This window comes from Streptacidiphilus sp. EB103A (assembly GCF_041261405.1).
Classification (GTDB): domain Bacteria; phylum Actinomycetota; class Actinomycetes; order Streptomycetales; family Streptomycetaceae; genus Streptacidiphilus.
Window position 1 is genome coordinate 64,720 of sequence record NZ_JBGCAQ010000009.1, and the last position, 16,800, is coordinate 81,519.

At 69.7% G+C, this 16,800-nt stretch carries 16 protein-coding genes; 4 read left to right on the forward strand and 12 right to left on the reverse strand.

Features of this window, described 5'->3' with window-relative positions:
* The first annotated feature begins 39 nt into the window (after positions 1–39).
* From ABH941_RS16320 to ABH941_RS16330, 3 genes are read left to right on the forward strand one after another with little or no spacing between them, the layout of a single operon-like run.
* Entirely contained in the window at positions 40–2,418 is a 2,379-nt protein-coding gene (locus tag ABH941_RS16320; protein WP_370129918.1) for an ATP-binding protein, read from the forward strand.
* Between the two features lie 47 nt (positions 2,419–2,465).
* Entirely contained in the window at positions 2,466–3,713 is a 1,248-nt protein-coding gene (locus tag ABH941_RS16325) for a hypothetical protein (protein ID WP_370129919.1), read from the forward strand.
* Positions 3,710–4,378 carry a LuxR C-terminal-related transcriptional regulator gene (locus ABH941_RS16330; protein ID WP_370129920.1) on the forward strand — a complete coding sequence of 223 codons (669 nt, stop codon included), beginning with the start codon at positions 3,710–3,712 and terminating at the stop codon, positions 4,376–4,378. Before ABH941_RS16325 ends, ABH941_RS16330 begins: the two co-directional genes overlap by 4 nt.
* 85 nt (positions 4,379–4,463) lie before the next feature.
* On the opposite strand, the gene ABH941_RS16335 is transcribed toward ABH941_RS16330, so the two are convergent.
* The 4 genes from ABH941_RS16335 to ABH941_RS16350 all read right to left on the reverse strand — a co-directional run bounded on the left by ABH941_RS16335 (position 4,464) and on the right by ABH941_RS16350 (position 8,446).
* A complete protein-coding gene (locus ABH941_RS16335; protein ID WP_370129922.1) occupies positions 4,464–6,248 on the reverse strand; it encodes a CHRD domain-containing protein in 1,785 nt (594 codons plus the stop codon).
* Between the two features lie 209 nt (positions 6,249–6,457).
* A complete protein-coding gene (locus tag ABH941_RS16340) occupies positions 6,458–7,279 on the reverse strand; it encodes an SAM-dependent methyltransferase (protein ID WP_370129924.1) in 822 nt (273 codons plus the stop codon).
* Positions 7,280–7,344: 65 nt separating this feature from the next.
* Complete coding sequence (locus ABH941_RS16345; protein WP_370129925.1) at positions 7,345–7,590, reverse strand: DUF397 domain-containing protein; 246 nt, start codon at positions 7,588–7,590, stop codon at positions 7,345–7,347.
* Position 7,591: 1 nt separating this feature from the next.
* A complete protein-coding gene (locus ABH941_RS16350; RefSeq protein ID WP_370129926.1) occupies positions 7,592–8,446 on the reverse strand; it encodes a DUF5753 domain-containing protein in 855 nt (284 codons plus the stop codon).
* Between the two features lie 259 nt (positions 8,447–8,705).
* Here ABH941_RS16350 and ABH941_RS16355 point away from each other — a divergent pair, with 259 nt between their 5' ends.
* On the forward strand, positions 8,706–9,149 hold the full coding sequence (locus tag ABH941_RS16355) for an ATP-binding protein (protein WP_370129928.1): 444 nt from the start codon (positions 8,706–8,708) through the stop codon (positions 9,147–9,149).
* A 75-nt stretch (positions 9,150–9,224) separates the two neighbouring features.
* Here the strand turns inward: ABH941_RS16355 and ABH941_RS16360 are convergent, their stop codons facing one another.
* The 8 genes from ABH941_RS16360 to ABH941_RS16395 form a co-directional block, all read right to left on the reverse strand.
* On the reverse strand, positions 9,225–9,887 hold the full coding sequence (locus ABH941_RS16360; protein WP_370129929.1) for a class I SAM-dependent methyltransferase: 663 nt from the start codon (positions 9,885–9,887) through the stop codon (positions 9,225–9,227).
* Positions 9,888–10,000: 113 nt separating this feature from the next.
* Entirely contained in the window at positions 10,001–10,270 is a 270-nt protein-coding gene (locus ABH941_RS16365; protein ID WP_370129930.1) for a WhiB family transcriptional regulator, read from the reverse strand.
* Positions 10,271–10,296: 26 nt separating this feature from the next.
* Positions 10,297–10,836 (reverse strand): HdeD family acid-resistance protein, encoded by a 540-nt coding sequence (locus ABH941_RS16370; RefSeq protein WP_370129931.1) that lies wholly within the window; start codon positions 10,834–10,836, stop codon positions 10,297–10,299.
* Between the two features lie 224 nt (positions 10,837–11,060).
* Positions 11,061–13,727 carry a LuxR C-terminal-related transcriptional regulator gene (locus ABH941_RS16375; protein ID WP_370129932.1) on the reverse strand — a complete coding sequence of 889 codons (2,667 nt, stop codon included), beginning with the start codon at positions 13,725–13,727 and terminating at the stop codon, positions 11,061–11,063.
* An 89-nt stretch (positions 13,728–13,816) separates the two neighbouring features.
* Positions 13,817–14,380 carry a TetR/AcrR family transcriptional regulator gene (locus ABH941_RS16380; RefSeq protein ID WP_370129933.1) on the reverse strand — a complete coding sequence of 188 codons (564 nt, stop codon included), beginning with the start codon at positions 14,378–14,380 and terminating at the stop codon, positions 13,817–13,819.
* 119 nt (positions 14,381–14,499) lie between these two features.
* Entirely contained in the window at positions 14,500–14,661 is a 162-nt protein-coding gene (locus ABH941_RS16385) for a hypothetical protein (protein ID WP_370129934.1), read from the reverse strand.
* Between the two features lie 145 nt (positions 14,662–14,806).
* Positions 14,807–15,274: a nuclear transport factor 2 family protein gene (locus ABH941_RS16390; RefSeq protein ID WP_370129935.1), complete on the reverse strand. Its 468-nt coding sequence runs from the start codon at positions 15,272–15,274 to the stop codon at positions 14,807–14,809.
* A gap of 149 nt (positions 15,275–15,423) precedes the next feature.
* On the reverse strand, positions 15,424–16,635 hold the full coding sequence (locus tag ABH941_RS16395; RefSeq protein WP_370129936.1) for an FAD-dependent monooxygenase: 1,212 nt from the start codon (positions 16,633–16,635) through the stop codon (positions 15,424–15,426).
* Positions 16,636–16,800 lie beyond the last annotated feature (165 nt).

The following is a 16,800-nucleotide window of genomic DNA, read 5'->3' on the forward strand; positions in this document are numbered from 1 at the left end:
TGTCGTGCGCCGCGGAGGCGCCGAAAGGGGGGAACCGCCTTGAGCTACCCCGACCTGGTCGGCCCGCTTGCCGGCACAGCCGCCGGCCGGGGTCTGCGCATCGATCGGCGCGCGCTGTCCCGGGCAGCGCTGTGGACAGCCGCTGCCGCTTACCTCTGCGGGGTGCTGCTGTGGCTGGTCCTGGGCCTGCTGCCGTTCCTGGTCGAGGCGATTCCCGCCGCGCGGGAACTGGCCACCGGCCTCGCCCGGGGCCACGGAGCGCTGGCTGCGGATGCGCGGCGCATCCTCGGCGCCGGCAGCATGGGCCTGAACATGGCAGGCATGACCGGCACCTCCAGCACGCCGAGCATCGCGAGCGTCGCCTTCCAGTACCTGTTCAGCCTGGTCAACCTCGCCATGGGTGCGCTGCTGCTGGCCCGGCGCTTCGACGACCTGGTGGCCCGGCTCATGGCCCTGGCCCTGCTCGGCACCGCCGCCACCTTCAACGGCCCCAGCCACGCCGTGTTCCACGAGATCAGCGCCAACGGCCTGGTGACGGTGGCTCACTTCACCTTCCACATCGTCAGCGGTACGGCCTACCTCTGGGCGGTCGTCCTGTTCCCCGACGGCGAGTTCCCCCGGCCACTGCGCTCCATGCCCCTGCGCAGGGCCTTCGTCACCGTCGTCACCGGCGCCGTCACCGTGGTCTGCTGGCAGAGCAGTTTCGTCGCGCACCCGCCGTTCTTCGTCGTGTTCTTCGGCGTCCTCGTCCCCCTTGCCGGGATGGCCGCCCAGACCCACCGGCTGCATCGCCCCGGCACCCCCGAGCAACAGCAGCAGGCACGCCTGCTGCGCTCCGCACTGCTCCCCGCCCTGCTCACCGCCGCCCTCTGGCTGGCGGTACGGACCGCGGTGCTCGCCGGAGGAACGACCGCGGCCACGGCACGCGACTGGGACCTGCGCATCGAAGGCTGGTTCCCCGCCGTGTTCGTCCTCGTCCCGGTGGTGCTGTTCGCCGGCATCCTGCGGTACCGGCTCTGGGACCTGGACGTGCTTCTGGGCCGTACCCTCGTGTACGGCGCGCTGACGGCCGCGGTCAGCGCCGCCTACGTGGCCGGGATCGTCCTGGCCGGGCGGACGGCGGGCGCCGGGACGGTCGGAGTCGTCCTGGTCATGGCGGCGGTCGGCCTGGCCGTCGCACCTGTGCGGTCCGTCCTGCTGGTCCTCGCCAACCGCGTCGTGTTCGGCCAGGCCCTGAGCCCGACCGAGGCGATGCGGCGACTGGCCGAAGGGCTGTCGCAGCTCTCCCCGGCACAGGAAATGCAGGAGCTCGCCCGCGTCGTCGTCGAAGCGACCCGCGCGGTCACCTCGGCCCGGATCTGGCTCGTCGTCGACGACCGCCTGCTCGCGGTCACCCACTGGCCACCGGACACCCAGGACCTGCGACTGGAACTGCCCCTGCACGGTGCGGAGCGTGACGAGGACGTCCTGGCGGCCGTAGAGGCAGCCGAGGGGCACCGGGCCATCGCCCTGCGCCACCAGGACCGGCTGCTGGCGCTGCTCGACACCACCGTCCGCAAGGACGTTCCGCTGAGCCCCGACGAGGAGCGCCTCCTGCGCGACCTCGCCGGGCACGCCGGGCTGCTGGTGCACAACGCCCGGCTGACCGCAGAGTTGGCCCGCCATGTGGAGCGGCTCTCCGAGCAGGCGGCCGAACTCCGCCTGTCCCGCAGCCGGGTGGTGGCCGCCCAGGACGCGGAGCGGCGCAGCCTGGAGCGCGACCTTCACGACGGGGCGCAACAGGACCTGCTCAGCCTGATCGTCGCACTGAGCACCATGCGCACCCTGCGCGCCGCGGACACTGCCCCGGACCGGGCCGACCGCCTCGAACTCGCCCGGCGGCTGGCCGAGTTGAGCACCGGACTGCGATCGACCGGACAGATCCTGGGAGACCTGTGCGGCACCGGCCTCCCCCAGGCTCTGCTGGACGGCGGCCTGCTCGGCGCGCTGGAGGCGGCGGCGACAGCAACTCGACGCAATGGTCTCGACGTTGACGTCTCCGTGCAGGCGCCCGCCTGGATACCTCCCCGACTTGAGGCGGCCGTGTACTTCTGCTGCGCCGAAGCCCTGCAGAACGCGACCAAGCACGCCCGTGCGAGGCGCGTCGTCGTGAGCGTCTCCGTCGACGGCCCGGCGGCGGAGCCCGGAGCCGCAGCGACCCTGGAGTTCGCGGTGATCGACGACGGAGTGGGGTTTGATCCGCAGCAGGCCGCCCGCAGCAGTGGACTGGCCAATATGGAGGACCGGCTGTCCCCGTTCGAAGGGAGCCTGACCGTGCTCACCGGTCCGGGGCGGGGCACGTGTGTGCGGGGCAGCGTTCCGCTCGGCCCGCCGAGCGGGTCCGCCGGGTCCGGACTTCCGCGGCAGGCAGTGCAGTGACCCGCGCGGCCTGTCTGCGAGCCGCTGTCGTGGGTGCGGCGCTTGCTGTGACCGCGCTGGCAGTCGACTCCGCAGCCGCCCTGGCCTGGCGGGCCTTCGCCGGCGGCCACCGGACGCCACCGGTGTGGGTGCTGCTGCTCGCCACCGTCGCCGTCGCCGTCGCGCTCCCCGCGGTCCAGCGCCTGACCTGGCGGTTCGCCAGTCGGCTGGTGTACGGCGACCGGGCCGACGGCTATGCCGTGATGAGCGAGTTCGTCGGCAGACTGGCCGGCAGCATGTCCGTCGACGACGTACTGCCCCGCCTCGCCGAGACGGCCGCCAGGTCCGCGCACAGCCGCCGCGGCGAGGTCCGCCTCTGGCTGGCCGACGGAAGCGAGCAGCGCCAGGTGTGGCCGCCCGAGGCCGCGCAGGGCGCGGCCGAGGTGACCGTGGCGGTCCGCCACGGCGGGTCCTCGGTCGGGGAACTCGCCGTGGAGAGCACACCGGACGGTTCCCCAGGCCGGGACGACTCCCGAGCTCCCGGGCTGGCGAAGATCGCGGGACCGGCCGGCCTGGCGTTGTCCACCGTGCGGCTCACCCATGACCTGCGCCGACGGCTCGCCGAGGTCACCGATCTCCATGCGCAGCTGGAAGCGTCGCACCACCGCGTCCTCGACGCCAGGAGGGCGCAGCGCCGGCAGGTACGACACGAGGTGGGACGCACGGTCACCCCGCTGCTCGTTCAGGCCGGGACCGCGCTCGAACGCGCCGGGACCGCACTGGCCGAGCCGGTGGCCTGGGACCGCTGCCGCGAGGAACTGGCCGGGGCGGACGAGGCGGCCCGTGCCGCGTTGGAGGCGCTGCGCGGGCTGTCGCACGGCATCTTCCCTCCGCTGCTGGGACAGGCCGGGCCAGGGTCGGCGATACGGGCCTGGGTGGAGCGCGCGCAGCCGGCCGTCCAGCTGCGCGACGAGGAACCGACGGGCGGGATACTCGACGGCGCCCGCTTCTCCGCCGAGACGGAGGCGTGTCTCTACTTCTGCTGCGTCACCGCCTTGGCCGGGCTGCGGGCGGAGCCGGCGGCCCCGGTCACACTGTCCTTCGGCCTCGCCGACGACGGGCCGCGGTTCCGGCTGAGCTGGTCCAGGACTGGAGGGGCGCTGCCCCGGAGCGTGGTCCTCGACCTGCAGGACCGGCTGGAGTCCATGGGCGGCGGACTGTCCCTGCCTTCCGGGCAGGCCGGGCAGGCCGGGCGGTTCCAGGTCCAGGGCCGGCTGCCGGCCCGGTGTGCCTCGAAGGGAGAAGGATCCGGTTGACCATCCGCATCGTCCTCGCCGAGGACCACTTCCTGCTGCGCGAAGGCATGGTCCAGCTGCTGCGCACCGCGCCCGGCCTGGAGCTGGTCCAGGCGTGCTCGGATCTGCCGGAGTTGCTCGCGGCCCTCGACCGGCACCGCCCGGACGCCGTGCTCACCGACATCCGGATGCCGCCCGGCCACAACGACGAGGGCATCAGGGCCGCCGAGTACTGCCGCAAGCACCTGCCGGCGACCGGGGTCGTCCTGCTGAGCCAGTACGTCGAGCCGGCTTACGTGCGCCTGCTGCTCTCCCACGGCGGTGAGGGGCGGGGCTATCTGCTGAAGGAGCGGGTCACGGAGGTCGACGATCTGGCCGACGCCCTGCACAGCGTGGCGACGGGCGGCTCGGCGATCGACCCGAAGGTCGTGGAGGCGCTGGTCCGCCGTCGCGGGGGCACCGGCGGCGGCGACCTGTCGGCGCTCACCCCCCGCGAGCGGGAGGTGCTGCAGGTCATGGCCCAGGGCCGCACCAACGCGGGCGTGGCCGCGACTCTGGTACTGAGCCAGAAGGCGGTGGAGAAACACATCAACTCGATCTTCTCCAAGCTGGGACTGACCAGCAGCCAGGACGGCCACCCGCGGGTGCGCGCGGTGCTGCGCTACCTCGCCGAGGACTCCGTCTGACGTCCCGTCGGGTACCGTCGCACGGGCACGGCCGAGGCCCTGGCCGATGGGGGATCCGGTGGCCAGGGCCTCGCTCAGGGGCGGTTCAGATGTTCGCGCAGAGCAGCGGACGGAAGGCGAGGGTCGGGCTGCCGTTCGCCAGGATGGTGTTGCTGTCGCCCTGGTGGAGGTTCAGGTACCAGCCGCTCGCCGGGGGCCTGGAGGTGACACCGGTGATCACGCGGGTCTGGTCGACGATGTTCCCCTGGGCGTCCGCCTGCAGGTCCGTCAGCATGTACTGCACCGGCCCCTGGACCTGGCAGCTGCCCAGGTGGATGTGGGCGGCGTGGGCGCCGGGCGTGAGGCCGGTCGCGTTGACGGTGACCGTGAGTGTCTTCGCCGAGGCGTTGTAGGCGACGGTGGCCCGCCCGCTGAGCATGCCCGCGCTCGCACCGTCGGGGGCGACGTCCACGGCGGAGAGGCCGAAGTCGTCCCCGTGGGGCCAGGTGGGCAGGGTCTGCGTGCGAGCGATCGGCTCGGCCGCGACCTGACTGCCGTTGGAGCCCCCGCCAGTGGTGCCGAGGCGCACGACGAGGCGGCTCCCCCAGGGCAGGCCGCCGCTGAGACCGGTGGCGGTGAGGGTGGCGTCGGCCTGACCGGTGGTGTCGGCGGTGAGCACCCCGAAGGAGGCGACGACGCTCGATCCGGGACCGTCGATCTCGACCTGGTGCGCGGAGCCGGGGGTCAGCCCGTAGACATGCAGCCGGGCCCGGAGGGAACCCTGGCTGTCGCGGCTGAAGGACACCGATCCGGCGGGCATGGGGTGCAGGGTGACGTGGTGTACGGCCACGCCGCCGACCTGCGGGGTGGCCAGCATCCCGTCGGTGTTGCCGGCGGCGTCGGTGTAGAAGCCGACCAGGTCGCCGGCGTCGTTCACACCGTTGACCGTGGTGGCCCCGACACCGGAGGGGTCGTCGACGGTGCTGAAGCCGTCCCGGGAGGTCCAGGTGAAGCCGTGCGTCTGGGCGTTGCTGCCGGTGCCGGTCTGGTAGACGCCGACGACCTCGTCGCTGTCGTTGACGCCGAGCGCCTGGGTCGTCGACGCGCCGGGGAAGGCGAGGGTGGTTCGGTCGCCGTGGCGCAGCAGGAACCCGTCCGTGGCCCCGGTCGCATCGGTGCTGAAACCGGCGATGTCGGCGTGGCTGTTGATCGCTGTTGCCGTGGTGCTGGTCGCGCCGGTGAGCCTCACCCGGTGGAAGACGTGGTCGTCGATGCTGTAGGTGTAGCCGTGGTTGTTGCCGGCGGCGTCGGTGTAGAAGCCGACGGCGGTGCCGTCGTTGTTCACCCCCAGCAACTGGTTGACGGGCGGGTTCGCGTTGTCGGCGGTCGGGAACGCCACGGAGTGGAAGCGTCCGTCGACGGCGTAGAAGCCGGTGTTGTCGTTGACCTGGCCGGCGTTGTTCATGGTCGACGAGAAGCCGACGGTGACACCGCGGTCGTTCAACCCGGTGACCTGGGTCTGTACGGTGCCCGGGACGTTGTCGGCCTGGAAGGTCCAGCTGCCCGGGGACAGCAGGTAACCCTGGTTGGGGTGGCCCTGCGCGCCGGAGCCGAAGTAACCGGCGACTGTGCCACGGGAGTTGATGCCCAGCAGCTGGTTGAAGGTGGGGTCGGCCGGGTCGTCGTGGGTGCTGAACGCGTATCCGGTCGGCTGCCGGGACGCGGACGTCGCCGCGTCGGCGGGCAGAACCTTCCCGGTGGTGCCGTCCGCGACACCGTGGCCGCCCCCCGAGGCGCTGACAGACGCGGTCCTTGCGGTGGGCGCACAGCCGCTCGCTGCCGCGCCCACGACTGCCAGCACCGCCATCGCACCGACGAGTGTCTTGTTCATGGTCTGGTTCCTCCCCGATTTCGCTGTCGTCCCCGGTCCGCTCCCGGAGCCCCCCGACAGGGTCGGCCTGCGCCGACACACACAGGTTCTCCGCTCCGCGACGCGCGAACGAGGGCACGGGCACCCCGGTACCGACGGGGGTGCAGGCACCCCCTTGAGGGCGTGGTGAACAGCGCCAGGAAGAAGACTGCCCCGAGGGAGTGGCGGGGTCAGGGCTTGCGGGCCACCGCGGCGTACAGGGGAATCGGCACGTCGGGGGCGGCGTCGTAGCTGGGCTGGTCGGGTTCGGGCCGCCAATCCGTTGCCACCACGACACCGGGGTCCACGAGTTCGAGACCGCTGAAGAAGGGGAGGATCTCCTTGACGGAGCGCGCCTGCGCGGGGATACCGCTGGTGCGGTAGAACGCCACGATCTTCCCCCAGGTGTCCGCGTCGAAGTCCCCGGTGACGTGCGACAGCACGAGGTAGCTGCCCGAGGGCAGTTCTGCGACCAGCTGCCGGACGAGGTCGTGGGGTCCGAACTCGTCGGGAACGAAGTGCAGGAGCGCGTTCAGGCTCAGAGCGACGGGTCGGCTGAGGTCCAGCGTGTCGCGCAGCTGGGGAGCGGCGAAGATCTTCCCGGGTTCCCTGACGTCGGCCTGGATGTAGGCGGTGCGCCCCTGGGGGGTGCTGCGCAGCAGGGCTTGGGCGTGGGCCAGGACGATGGGGTCGTTGTCGGTGTAGACGATGCGGGCGTCCGGGGCGACGGCTTGGGCGACCTGGTGGAGGTTGGGCTGGGTGGGGATGCCGGCGCCGATGTCGAGGAACTGTCGGATGCCGGCCTGGTCCGCGAGCCAGCGGGTGGCCCGGTGCATGAAGGCGCGGTTGACCTGGGCGCCGGACTTCATGGTGGGGAAGATCGCGAGGACCTGCTCGGCGAGTGCCCAGTCGACCGGGTAGTTGTCCTTGCCGCCGAGGTAGAAGTCGTAGACGCGGGCCGGGTGGGGTCGGCTGGTGTCTATCTGGTCCGCCGGGACGCCGTGCTCGGTCATTCCGCTCTCCTGGGCTGGGTTGTACGTGTGCGGGGGGGTCGCGGGGCGGTGCCCCGGTAGTGCGGTCAGGTGAGCAGGAAGTCGGCTTCGCCGGCTTTCGCGCCCTGGATGAACGCGGCGATCTCGGGGGTGGTGTAGATCAGGGCGGGGCCGTCCGGGTCGGTGGACTGGCGCAGCGCGACCCGGCCGTCGTGAAGCTTCTTGGCCTCGACGCAGGCGCCGCCGTTGGAGCCGCTCCACGGCTTGTGCCAGCCTTCGTCGCCGAGCTGGGCTGCGGGCATGCCGTTGAATACGGTGGATATGCGGTCCATGTCAGATCTCCTTGCGAATGCCGCCGAGGAATGCTGCGGTGGCGTCTGCGGGTACTGCTTGTGCTCCCAACCGGTCCAGTGCCTCGCGGTGGGCCGCGACGTCGACGGGATCGTCGAGGTAGACGGCGCCGGTGAGGTTCTCCCCGTAGACGATGTCCGGCAGTTCCGGCTCCTGGAAGCGGAAGAGGTGGAAGGGGCCGAACGCGGCGGAGTGGAGTCCGGCGGCGAACGGCATGACCTGGAGGGTGACGTTGGGGATCCGGGTCGCCTCGATGAGACGGTCGACCTGGGAGCGCATCACCTCCGCGGTTCCGGCGGGCCGGCGCAGTGCGGTCTCGTCCATCACCACCCACACGTGCGGGGCGTTGGGGCGGGTGAGCAGGGACTGGCGTTCCAGGCGCAGGGCGACGTGGCGTTCGAGTTCGTCGGGGACGTGGGCGAAGCCGAGGCGGAGCACGGCGCGGGCGTAGTCCTCGGTCTGCAGCAGGCCGGGGACGTGGTGCGGCTCGTAGGCGCGGATCACCGTGGCCGCGCCCTCGAGGCTCACGTAGAGGCTGAACCACTCGGGCAGGACGTCGCGGAACTGGTGCCACCAGCCGGGCTGGTTGGCGTCCTTGGCGAGTTCGATGAAGGCGTGGCTCTCGTCCGCGCCGACTCCGTAGGTCTGCAGGAGGGTTCGGACGTACAGGAGTTTGAAGCCGACCTCGGCCTTCTCCATCCGCCGGACGGTGGCCGCGTTGACGTCGAGTGCCGCGGCTGCCTGATTGAGCGTCAGTCCTGCGGTTTCGCGGAGGTGCTGGAGCCGTCGGCCCAGCACAATCTGGCCCACGGTGGGGCCTGACCGAGGTTCCCTCACATCCTGCCTCCCTGACGGACTGCCATGCCAGCAGTGTGCCATGGTGCCGGTGGAGTAGACACACTGCGGCTTCAATTCTGCAATCTGCAGATTGGCCCTTGCCATCTGGTGGTTACAGTGAGCATAGTGAAGTGGTGATCCAGACCCCGAAGCTGCAGCGCGCGAGGAAGTCTGCGCCTGCGCTCCCCGGGTCCGTCCGTGCCGACCCGACCCCGCGCAGGCCGATGGAAGGCGAACGACGGTGGCCCTTATGCATGACATGACCACGCCTAGCCCTGCACAGTGGGGCTACGCCAAGGGAGCGCCGTCCCACGCGGTGGAGTTCCGGCTTCCCGCGCACGCCTCCTCGGTCGCCGTCGCCCGCCGCCGCCTTCGGCAGTGGCTCGGGACGCGTCAGTGCGACGTCGAGGTCCTGGACATGGCGGTGCTGGTGATGTCAGAGCTGTTCACCAACGCCGTCACCCACACCGACAGCACGGAGATCACCTGCGTCCTGCGCGCCGACGAGGACTCGGTGCGTGTCGAGGTGCGCGACCAGGGCTGCAAGCCGGGGCAGCCTCGTGTGCGCCAGGCCACGGCCGACGAGGAGAACGGGCGCGGCCTGCAGATCGTCTCGAGCGTGACCAACCGGTGGGGCGTGGTCCGCGACGAGCACGGCCCCGGCCGGATCATCTGGGCGGCCCTCCCCACCGCCGCCGTCTGACCAGCCGCCACAGGCCCGGCCCCCACTCCTCGTTCCCACTGGGATCCATGCGTTCCCCTTGACTGGACTGCTTCCTCAGGACCCAACGGTCCCAGTGTCAGGCGGTCCAGAGCCGTTCGCGGTACAGACCCCCTGTCTCCGGGGTCGGCGGGCATGCATGACGAAGGCCGGAGGTGCATTGCGCCAGATCGTTCGGCTGGGCACAACCTCCTCAAACAGTTCGTCCAGCAGGTTGCGGAAGCGCTTGGCGAGCGGCAGAGGAACGGCGTGCAGATAGGTGAACGCGGTGAAGACGCCGTGCGGTCCCAGCCTGGCAGCCGCCACGTCCATGAGCTGCTGCTGGCGAGATGACGGAAAGAGCGCCCAGGGAAGGCCGCTGACCATGACGTCGGCGCGGTCTATGCCGCGTTCATCGAGCAGAAAGGGCAAGAGGGCGGCATCCTGCCGGATGACCTCGGCGCCCGGGCACCGTCGCTGCAGGCGGTCGGCCAGGTGCGGGTTGACCTCGATGGCCAGGTGACGGCCGCGGCCGGCGAGCTTGCGCTGGATCTCCACGGTGAAGGGGCCAGTGCCCGCACCCAGCTCCACCACAACGGGCTCGCCGCGCTCTGACACCGGTGCGCAGACCAGTCGGGCCAGGTGCTGTGAGCTGGGTGCGATCGCACCCAGCTGGGCCGGTGAATGCAGCAACTGCCCCAGGAACAAGGTCAGATCGGTTTGCTTGGGCGGACTGGTCATGATGATGCTTCCCTCAGTCGTCGGGCCTGAAGGGTCTCGGCCGCCCCGGTGAGGTGTCGTCACTGGATTCGGGTGATGTCCTGGGATTGCTTACTCGCTGTCCTGCTCCGGCGTCAGCTGATGCGTCTCGACTGGCGATCGGACTCCGTGAGTCCGCCCCAGACTCCGAACTCCTGTCGTGTTGACAGCGCGAAATCAGCGCACTTCTCCCGCACCGGGCACTCGGAGCAGATGGCCGTCGCTGTCTGTTCCCGCGCTTGGCGGTCCAGGCCCCGTTCACCGGATGGGGAATAGAAGAAAGAACTTCCCATCCCTCGACATGCGGCCTTCATTTGCCAGTCCCAGAAGTCTATGCGAGGCGCAAGGTGCCTGCTCAGGCTCATTTCCCCCTCCAGGGAAGTCGATGTGCCTACCGTGCGCTCGGGCTCAGGTCGGCGCGGGACCTCAGTTGGAGGGAAAGGACGAGAGTGGAGACCCCGTGAACGAGGCTGAACAGACCGAAGACCGTGGCGAGCGAGACCGCCCCGATGTCGGGGCGCGCAAAGAGCACGAATGCCAGCATGATCGAGATCAGGCCGGTCAGGGTCGTGAAGGCGCGATAGCCGGCCCTCATACCGGGGAGGAGGCCCAGTGCGATCTCGCCGGCGCCGGCCATCAGTGCCCATGCGCCGATGCACACGGTGAGGGCGAGTGCTGTGATGCCGGGCCAGGTCAGCGCGACACATCCTGCTCCGAGGGCGATGAGTGCCAGGGACAGCCGGCCGAGGACAGAGCCGACGCGATCACTGCTGAATGCGCGCAGTGACTCCACCGCGCTGAGAAGGAGGGCGAAGACAGCGAAGACAACGACGAACGCGCCGATGGTGATGCCGGGCCAGAGGACCGAGGTGGCCCCGAGACCGATGCTGAGCAGGCCACGCCACAGGAGCGTTGTGGTGGATTTCGGCATGTGTTCTCCTCTTTGGTGGGTCCGGGCTCTCGCCTTCGAGGGCAAAGCAGCTCGACAGGCGGATACGCCGGTTATGAGCAGGTGTTCGGTGCAGCCGCGATGGCGGTCGGCCTGATGGTGTGCAGTTGCCAGGATCGCGGGTGGGCGTGTGACGGGTCATCACCCGAATCCGGCGATTCGCATCGTTGGCGTCGGCGAGGCGTTTCCTGGTGTCCCGTTGTCCTTCAGGCGCGGTTTCGGGCCAGCAGTCGCAGTTCACGGCTGCGCTGTACGGCCGAGGAGCGGTCGGTGGCGCCGAGCTTGGCGTAGATGCGGCGCATGTGGGTGTTGATGGTATTGAGGGAGACCGACAGCTCGTTGGCGATCTCGGGCCTGGTGAGGTTCGTCGGCAGGAAGCGCAGGACCCTCAGCTCGCTCGGGCTGAGCGCCTCGGCCGGACCGCCGGGCGCCCAGGCAGCTGCTGCCAGGGTGCCGTCGTGGACCATGTCGAGGATGTCGGCGATCAATGCGGCGTGTGCTGCTCCCCGTGGCCCCAGGGTGTCTAGCAACCGCCACGCACCCGTCATCGCGAACGGGAAGATCAACCGGTCCGGCTCCGCGATGGTCAGTGCCCGTTCGATGCTGGCCCGTGCGGCGCGCTCGTCCCCCAGGTCACGGCAGGCGAGCGCGTCGAGGAGGTTGGCTTCGACCCGCGTGAGGTACGGGTTGACGGGGGCCGTGCCGTCCAGGACCGGCCGGAGTTCGTGGCGGGCTCGTTCAGGGTCCTTCTCGGCCAGGCTGATGACCGCTGCGGCGTTGCAGGCTTCACCGCTCGACGCCTGGCGTTCGTCCAGGTCGGAGAGGGTCTCGCGGGCCAGGTCGACCATGCCGAGTCGGGCCTGGCATGCGGCGGTCCAGCCGATCACTCGGATCGCCAGCGCGTGTTCGCCGACCATGCGGGCCTGGACCCGCCGGGCGGCGGCCAGTTCCTCCAGTGCTTCGTGGTGGCGGCCGTGCGCTGCGGGGACGCATGCGGCGAGCAGATGGGCCAGCACCCGCAGTCCGGGTTCGCCCGACCTTTCGGTTGCCGTACGGGCGCGCTTCAGCCAGTGTGTGCCGCCGTCGAACTCGCCGGTCCAGATCAGTGTCCCGGCCAGTGTCACCTGCGCCGGCGCGATCACCGAGTTGCTGTCCCAGCCATGGCGTGCGGCGAGAGCGATGGCTTCCTCGCAGCGCCGACGGGCCTGCGAGAAGGAACGGGGGCAAGAAGCGAGTCCGTAGTAGGAGAGGCACGCCACCTCCAGGTAGGGGCGGCCGATGTCCCTCGCCAGGGCGGCGCCCTCCAGCAGGTCCTGCTCGCTGTCGGCCAGCCGTAGCAGCCAGGCTTTGACGACACCGTGGTTGAGGAGGGCGAAGGCGCGCAGGTCACTGCTGAGCGCCGCCTCGGCACCCGACTGGCCGGCGGCGCTGGTGGGCAGAGCTTCAACCAGTTCGGACACACCGTCGAAGTGACCGCGCAGGCGAGCCAGCACCAGTTCCAGGGATGCGATGGCCATGCGGAGTCGGGACCGGCGGTTCACCGGCGTGGTTGCGGCATAGAGCCGGGCGACATCCAGGTGTGCGGCGGCCTCGTCGAGACACATCCTGTCGAGGTCGGTGATGGCTTGGACCAACGACAGACCGGGGTGGTCTTTGGCGGCTTGCGCGGGAAAGGCGCGCAGCAGCGCGGACACGGTTTCGGTCTGCCCGTCGAGAGTGAGGCTGACGGCATGGTCGGTGAGCAGGTCGGCCGCCTGACTCCAGTCCCCCGCGGCTTGGAGATGGTGGACGGCATCGGCGATGTGCGAGTGGTCTGTGAACCAGTGCGCGGCGATCCGGTGCAGGTCCGGGATGTCTCCTGGGAAGGCGCGGCGCAGTTCGAGCCGGAGCAGGTCACCGAACATGTGGTGGTAGCGGAACCACGTGCGGTCGGCATCGAGTGAGACGACGAACGCGTTGGCGTCCTCCAGGTCCAGCAGGTTCCGCTCTGCCCCGGCGGAGCCGCTCAGCAGATCGGCCAGCTCACCGTTGACCTGGTCCAGGAACGAAGTCCGCAGAAGCATTCGCTGAACGTCCGGCGGCTGCCGGTCGAGCATCTCCGCCATCAGGTATTCGGCGACCGTACGGTCGCTGCCGGAGAACTCGGTGACGAACTGGGCCGCGTCCGCTCGCCCTTCGAGTGAGAGCACCGCCAGCCGTAGCCCGGCCGCCCAGCCTTCAGTCCGCTGATGAAGCATCGCCGCAGCCGCTTCGGGCAGCGCAATTCCCGCGGCGGCCAGGAGGTCACACGTCTCCTCCTGGCTGAAGCGCAGTTGTGCGTCGCGGATCTCGGCCAGCTGCCCTGCAAGGCGCAGCCGATGAAGGCGCAGTGAACGGTCCTGTCGAGTGGCCACGATCGCGTGGACGTTCAGTGGGAGGCTCATCAGGAGCCTCGTGAACTGCTCGACCGCATCGGCAGAACTGAGCTCGTGCAGGTCGTCGACGACCAGGAAGAAGGGCCTGCCCCAGTCCACGAGTTCGGAGAGAACCCGGTCCACCATGGCGTTGCCGTCGAAGCCACGAGCGACCGGCTGCTCCACCTCGCCCGTGCCGGTGGCAGACCGGACCGCGGCCAGGAGAGCGAGCCAGAACTGCTGGGCATCGTGCTGGCCCGGCCGTACGGACAGGAAGGCGATGTGATGGCTCTGACCAGGCCGGTTGGCCCAGACCCGCAGCAGTGACGTCTTCCCGCTGCCGGCGGGAGCGGAAACGATCGTCACTGGCATGTGGGCGGCCCGGTCCAGCAGGCTGACGAGACCATGACGGTCGATCAGCCCCTGCCGCCCCTGGCTCGTCGGGCGACCGGAAGTCGTCGTTGCTGACCGTTTGGCCATCGCACCTCTCCCTTCCCGCGCCTGAACTCCGTCACCGGTCGCTGTGTGTCGAGAGCGCACGATTCGATCAGGCAGACGCACCGTCCGGCCTAGGGCCGCAACACCACGCCGACGGCCAAGGAGAGCTTGTCGACGAATTCCGGGCGGTCGGCCACGCGGTGCTTCCACCCTTCACCAGCGGCGGCCAGGACCTCGGCGATGTGCTCCGGCACGACACTCCCGGTAGGCCACCCGGAGGTGGTGATGGCCTCGGTGAGTGCGTCGTGGAAAGCGGACCGGTAGTCGTCGTACATGCTGTCGAGCTTTGCTGCCCCGTGCTCCAGGAGGGCATCGACACCCTCGCCGAGGTGGGTACCGACATACCGGCCCAGATGAGCGTCGAGCGCGGCCACCAGGCGCGCGCCAAGGTCCATGTCGGGTTCGGCCAACACCGTACGGACCTGCCCCAGGGCCCGCTCCAACTCCCGCTGCATGGTCGCACGGAACAGTTCCTCCTTGCTGGAGAAGAGGAAGTACAGGCCGGGGCGGGAAACATCCGCGGCCTGGGCCACCGCGTCCATCGATGTCTTGCGGTATCCGAAGGTCGCGAAAACGGTCAGCGCGGACGCGAGCACCTGCTCGCGGCGTTGGGGGTCTCCTCGGGTAACTGACATATACGCACTGTATCGAGTGGACATTCTATACCGCTTCTGATTTCTTGTTTAGCGGCCAACTCCTTTGGGACCGTCCCTCGGCGCCTGAGTGGAAAGCTGAGCTGTTCAGGCCGGTCAAGTCATCGCCGACGGTCTCGCTGAGCCAAGCGCGGGGTTGGCGACCCGTCGACGACGCCGAGCACCGTCCCGCCGAGCACGATGATGGTGAACAGGCCGAACCGCTCGATGAGCGCGGGCGGGATGGTGAGGCCGGGGGACGCCGTCCCGATCACGACGCTCAAGCCGGCGAGATGGCGGCGGTACTCCGCACTCGTGCCGCGCTCTGCGGACAGCCAGACCAGGGCGCGGACCGCGAGCCCGCACCACGACAGGTGCGCGCCCAGCGTTCGAATGCCTCAGGCATGATGCGTGCGCGTCCGGATCAGATCAGAGCTCAAGGGGCCGCATGTCGGTCCAGTTGACCAGGAGGCGGCGCTCGGCGAACAGCCACTGCCCCTCCCGCTTGACCATCGTGTCAAGGTAGCGAATCGAGGCGACCATCATCGTCCGCGACCCGTCGTCGGACTCCGTCAGATGGTGGGCCAGGCAGTAGGTCTCCCCACGCGCGCGGTCGCCCTCCAGCTCGATCGTGCTCTGCCCGTTGAAGTGCATGGTGACGGCGTAGGCGTTGAGCGCGTCGAAGACCGGCGCCAGCGACTCGCGGTCATGCAGCTCCTGGGTGGGCTCGGGGTCCCTCGCGTCCATGTACACCACGAAGTGGGTGTCCTCGGTGAACAGGGCCATCTGGCCCTTGGCCTCGCGCCGGTCGGCGCAGTGCGCGTAGGCGTCGACCAGTTCGCGCAGGGCGAGCCGGTCGGCGGCCTCCGCCTCGGTGACGGACGTATGGATACTCACGGTGACATCTCCTTTGCGGGCCTCGGCGCCTTCACTGCACGCCCCTGTTCAGGGTTGCCGCCGGGCAGGTGAAAGGTCCTCACCGGATTCTGGTGATTCCCACTGACCGTCCTGCCGGTCCACGATCACATGAACGGCCGAGGTGGGGCTCACAGAGGACCGGGGCGGCGTGCCTGCAGGGTCCGGACGACCAGGGGACCCAGCCACTTCCGGAACTTCCGCAGGGCTGCGAACTCCTCAACGGCCTGGTTGGCCACGTAGTACATCTGGGGCGGCACGTACGGGAGAAGCGGCGAGTGCCGCTGGCCGAGCAGCGCGAAGAGGCGTGCGGGCTTCAGGTGGATGTAGCGCGGGATGTTCTCGTACCACTGGGCGCTGTAGCGTGCCGCGGCCTGAGTGGAGAGGAGGGCGCGTTTCCGCTCCTGTTCGTAGGCAGCCAGGGCCGGCTGGAGCCCGCGGTGCCGATGCAGCGCTCCAGCAAGGCCGATGGCGTCCTCGAGCGCCAACGTGGTCCCGGCGCCGATGGAGTAGTGCGTCGTGTGAGCGGCGTCTCCCAGCAGCACGATGTTGTCGTGGCGCCACGTTCCGTTCGTCATGGTCCTGAAGTTGAGCCAGGCGGGGCGGCCTCCCCCGTCCGCCCTGTTGACCAGCGGTTGACCGTCGAGCTGCTTCGCGAAGATCCTCTCGAGCAGCGCCAGCGTCGCGCTCTCATCCAGCTTGTCGAAGCCGAGCCCGGCCCAGGTCTCGGGCGAGCACTCGACGATGCAGGTACTGAGATCGCTCGTGAACCGGTAGGCGTAGAACCAGATCCAGCCGCTTGGGGTCTCGATGAAGGCGAACGTGAAGGACTCGAACTCCCTTGTGGTTCCGAGCCAGATGAACTTGTTCCGCCCAGCCGTCACCTTCGTCCCGAAATGATCTGAATGAAGCTGGCGCAGGCGGCTGTTGACACCGTCACCGGCGACGATCAGCTCTGCGTCGGGGAGTTGGGAGGGACTCTCGATCTCGCGACCGAACTCGACGCGCACCCCGAGGTCGGTCGCCCGCTCGGCCAGGAGGTCGAGCAGGCGCTGCCGGCCGATGCCGAACCCCTCGTCGCCGGAGTGGGTCGTCACCTCGTCCCGGATGTGCGCCACGCCGCCTCCCCAGCGGACGGAGTGCTCGCTGATGGCTCGCGCGGTCGGGGCGTCGCCCTCCCGCAGTTTGTCGAGCAGGTCACCCCAGTAGGTCACCCCCCAGCCATAGGTGGATCCAACGGGGTTGCGTTCGAGGACCGTGATGCTGTGGTCCTGGTCGTACTTCTTCATCAAGATCGAAAAGTAGAGGCTGGCGGGCCCTCCGCCAACGCACACGATGCGCATGTGTCCCCATGATCAAAGCAGCTCACAGTAGTTGTGTCGTGCCACACCGTAGCATTCGGGCCACCGCAGGGACGGCGAGCCGTTCCGGGACGCGCAGCAGCGGTGGCGGGGCCGCGCTCCCACTACGAGCACTGACCTGCACCCCGGGTGCAGATCGTCCGGCGG